This is a genomic window from Anaerolineae bacterium (assembly GCA_014360855.1).
Classification (GTDB): Bacteria; Chloroflexota; Anaerolineae; order JACIWP01; family JACIWP01; genus JACIWP01.
The window spans coordinates 1-4,106 of the sequence record JACIWP010000264.1 but is presented as its reverse complement, the minus strand read 5'-3'; the positions used below and the strand labels follow the sequence as shown (position 1 = coordinate 4,106).

The 4,106-nt window shown below is 63.8% G+C and carries 4 protein-coding genes; all 4 read left to right on the top strand.

Annotated elements, in window-relative coordinates; translation table 11 throughout:
* Window positions 1-773: FAD-dependent oxidoreductase (locus H5T60_12330; protein MBC7243220.1), on the top strand; the 773-nt coding region annotated here is incomplete at its 5' end.
* Between the two features lie 100 nt (window positions 774-873).
* Window positions 874-1,770, top strand: a complete 897-nt coding sequence (locus tag H5T60_12325) for a YitT family protein (protein MBC7243219.1) — start codon at window positions 874-876, stop codon at window positions 1,768-1,770.
* A gap of 127 nt (window positions 1,771-1,897) precedes the next feature.
* Window positions 1,898-3,199 (top strand): class I SAM-dependent methyltransferase, encoded by a 1,302-nt coding sequence (locus H5T60_12320; GenBank protein ID MBC7243218.1) that lies wholly within the window; start codon window positions 1,898-1,900, stop codon window positions 3,197-3,199.
* Window positions 3,200-3,217: 18 nt separating this feature from the next.
* Window positions 3,218-4,106: MFS transporter (locus H5T60_12315; GenBank protein ID MBC7243217.1), on the top strand; the 889-nt coding region annotated here is incomplete at its 3' end.

Here is a 4,106-nt window from a genome sequence, read left to right as displayed (position 1 = left end):
TCGCCAAGCGCTACCGCTCCCTGCTGGCCAGGCAGGGGACGGAAATCACCATCGGCGTGGACTGCAAGCAGATTGTCCAGACCGACGCCGGCACACTGCGCGTCGAATACGAGATGAAAGGCAAGCCCGGCTTCGCCGAGGGAGAGCTGGTCCTGCTCTCCATTGGCCGCACGGCCTATACCGACGGCCTGGGCATCGAGGACCTGGGCATCGAGATGGAAGGCCGCAATATCAAGGTCAACAAACGCATGGAGACCAACATCCCCGGCATCTACGCCATCGGCGATGTCATCCCCACCCCCCAACTGGCGCACGTCGCTTCCTACGAGGGAGAGATCGCTGTGGAGAACGCGCTGGGGCACCCGCGCGAGGCCGACTACCGCGCCGTGCCGGCCTGCATCTTCACCATCCCGGAAATCGCCAGCGTCGGCCTGACCTCCACCGATGTCAAAGAGATGGGCATTGAGGCCGTGGTCGAGCGCTTCCCCTTCAACATCAACGGCCGCGCCCTGGCCATGGGCGAGACCGAGGGGCAGATCCGCATGATCTGCGAGAAGACGCCGGAGGGGCGCGGCGGTAAAATCCTGGGCGTCCACATCATGGGCCCGCATGCCTCGGACCTCATCGCCGAAGCCGCGCTGGCCATCCAGGCCGGCATGACCGCTCGCGAGCTGGCAGAGACCATTCACGCCCACCCCACCATCCCCGAGGTCTTGATGGAAGTAGCCAAGGCCGCCGCCTTCGGCGAGGCCATCCATTACCGCAAGGTGTGAGCCGGCAAATAGACGATCCTTGGCCCTCCGGTCTGGCGCGGCCGGCGCACAGTGACCGGAGGGCCTTCCTCTTTCCACCCTTGCAGTGCGAGGAGGCGCTATGGGAAACTTTCGCATCGGGGGCATCTCCTGGCGGTGGCAGGATGCGCCGCGCATCCTGCTGGAATATCTCGTTATCACCGCCGGCGCCTTCCTGGTCGCGCTGGCGGCGGATGTCTTCCTCATCCCCAATCAGGTGGTCTCCGGCGGCGTTACCGGTGTGGCCATCATCCTGTACTACCTTATCGGCACGCCGGTGGGCATTGTGACCCTGCTGTTGAATATACCCCTCTTCATCGCCGGCGTGCGCTGGGGCGGCGGCCTGACCACCGGCATCCGCACGGTGTACGCGGTTATCATCATGTCCTTTTTCATTGACTTTTTGCAGGGCCGTGTGCCGGCGGTAACGCGCGATCCCCTGCTGTACACCATTTACGGCGGAATCATAGACGGACTGGGATTGGGGCTGGTGCTCCGCTTCCGCGGCACCACCGGCGGCACGGACATCATCGCCCGGCTGGCCAAGCGCTTCATGGGGCTGAACTACGGTTTCACCCTGCTCATCACCAATGTCATCGTGCTGGGGGCCGCGGCGTTCATCTTCGGGGTCGAGCCGGCGATGTACGCCATCATCCTGGCCGCCATCTCCAGCAAGGTCATTGACCTGGTGCAGGAAGGCATCCAGTCGGCCCGCGCCGCCGTCATCGTCACCAATCGGCCGTACGAGGTGCGGCAGGCCATCCTCCGCGAACTGGAACGCGGCGTCACCGTGCTGGAAGGGCGCGGCGGCTATACCGGCACGCGGCGGGAGGTCCTGCTGTGCGCGGTCCAGCGCAACGAGATCAGCCGGCTGAAATATATCCTTCATCAGGTGGACCCCGAGGCCTTCGTCATTATCCACGCCGTGCACGAGGTGCTGGGCGAGGGCTTTCAGGATATCCGGCCGGCCGAGCTGTAAGCCGGGGAAGCTGTGCGGCATGGCGCCTTCCGGGGCATTGTCCGCCGGCGCGAAATATGCTATAGTATGGGCCGCGGACGATGTGCGTCACCTCTCCATTCCAGGACACCCTTGAAAGGAGATGCATATGGCAGCGACAGCGCCTATCCCAGCCTCAGACCCCCATGTACAGACCAGTCTGGCATTCCTCGATCTGTTATTCGGAAATGTGCATCCGCGCGATTTTCAGGTGCGCCTATGGGACGGCACGGCCTGGGGGCCGGAAGAGGGACAGCCGGCGCGCTTCACCATCGTGCTGAAGCACCCGGGCGCCTTGCGCGCCATGTTCTGGCCCCCTGAAGAGCTCACTATGGCGGAGGCCTACATTTACGACGACTTCGATATCGAGGGGGACATCGAGAGCGTCTTCCGGCTGGCGGACCCCCTGCTGGCCAAGTCCTGGACGGTGGCGGAGAAGGCAGTGCTGGGCCGGCTCCTGCTGAAGCTCCCTGATGAGCGTATGCCGCGCGCCGGCCGGCAGGCCGCCAGGGTGCGCGGCCGGCGGCATTCCAAAACACGTGACCAGCAGGCCATCAGCTACCATTACGACGTCTCCAACGACTTCTATGCGCTCTGGCTCGACAAAAACATGGTCTACTCCTGCGCCTATTTCCATTCCCCAGAGGACGACTTGGACACCGCGCAGGAGCGCAAACTCGATTACATCTGCCGCAAGCTTCGCCTGCGCCCGGGAGAGCGCCTGCTCGACATCGGATGCGGCTGGGGCGGGCTGGTCATCCATGCCGCACAGCATTACGGCGTGGAGGCCCTGGGCATCACCCTCAGCCGGCCGCAGGTGGAATACGCCCAGGAGCGCATCCGCCGGCTGGGCCTGCAGGACCGCTGTCGCGTGGAGTTCCGCGATTACCGCGACGTGAACGAGCCGGAGAGTTTTGACAAGCTGGTCAGTGTGGGCATGTTCGAGCACGTCGGCCGGGAAAAGCTGGAGGAGTACTTCGGGCAGGCCTGGCGCATCCTGCGGCCTGGGGGCGTGTTTCTCAACCACGGCATCGCCTGCAAGGAGGGCCTGCCGGCGAGCAGTCGCCCGACCTTTTCCGACCGCTATGTCTTCCCCGATGGGGAGCTGGTGCCGATCCATGTGACCCTGGAGGTGGCGGAGAAGGCCGGCTTTGAGGTGCGCGATGTGGAGAATCTGCGCGAGCACTATATGTGGACGCTCCGCAACTGGGTGCGCCGGCTGGAAGCCCATCACGACCAGGCGCGCGCCCTGACCGATGAGGTGACGTACCGCGTGTGGCGGCTGTTCATGTCGGGTTCCGCGCACGGGTTCAAAGTGGGCCGGCTGAAGGTCTATCAAGCCCTGCTCTCCAAGCCGGATGCTGATGGGGACAGCCGGCTGCCTTTAACGCGGGCCGATTGGTACGCATAACACAATTCATCAGGAGGAATGCACATGGCACTCGGGCGCTATCGCTGGTTCGTGGTAGCGGTCTTCTTCGCCTTCATGCTCTTGCACCAGACCGACAAGCTCCTCATCGGCCCGCTGACCACCCCCATCATGGAGACCTTCGGCATCAACGAGGCACAGATGGGCGCCGTCTTCACCGGCGCCCTGATTGTCGGCGCCATCCTGTACCCAGTGTGGGGCTATTTGTACGACCGCTTCACCCGCTCCAAACTGCTGGCGTTAGCCTCGTTCATTTGGGGCGCCACCACCTGGTTGAGCGCGGTGGCGCCCAATTTTCGCGTCTTCCTGGTAACCCGCGCCTCGACCGGCATTGATGACTCCAGCTATCCCGGCCTGTACAGCCTGATCTCCGATTATTTCCCCCCGAAGGTGCGCGGTAAAATCTACGGCCTGCTGGAGCTGGCCATGCCTTTCGGCTATATGATCGGTATGGCGCTGGGACTGCTCCTCAGCGGCAGTATCGGCTGGCGGGGAGTGTTTTACATGACCGGTTCGCTCGGCATCCTGCTCTCCCTCGTTATCTTCTTCGGCGTGCGCGAGGCACCGCGCGGCAGGAGCGAGCCGGAGCTGGCCGACTTGGAGCACATCCGCGCCTATCGCTTCGACTGGAAGATCGCCCGAGATCTCTTTCGCAAACCTAGCCTGCGCCTGCTTTTCATCCAGGGGTTCTTCGGCGTCTTCCCCTGGAACGTCATCACCTACTGGTTCTTCCGCTACCTGGAGAAGGAGCGCGGCTATTCACCCCAGGAGGTCTTCAGCACCATGGTGTTCGCCGTGCTGGTGCTGGCCTCCGGCTACTTCGTGGGTGGGGCCGCCGGCGACGCGCTCTTCAAGCGCACGCCGCGCGGCCGGCTGATCGTCAGCGGGA

Bases quoted from the DNA above. Each gene is read 5' to 3' on its own strand.
- H5T60_12320 (MBC7243218.1), top strand. From the start codon at position 1,898: ATGGCAGCGACAGCGCCTATCCCAGCCTCAGACCCCCATGTACAGACC.
- H5T60_12325 (MBC7243219.1), top strand. From the start codon at position 874: ATGGGAAACTTTCGCATCGGGGGCATCTCCTGGCGGTGGCAGGATGCG.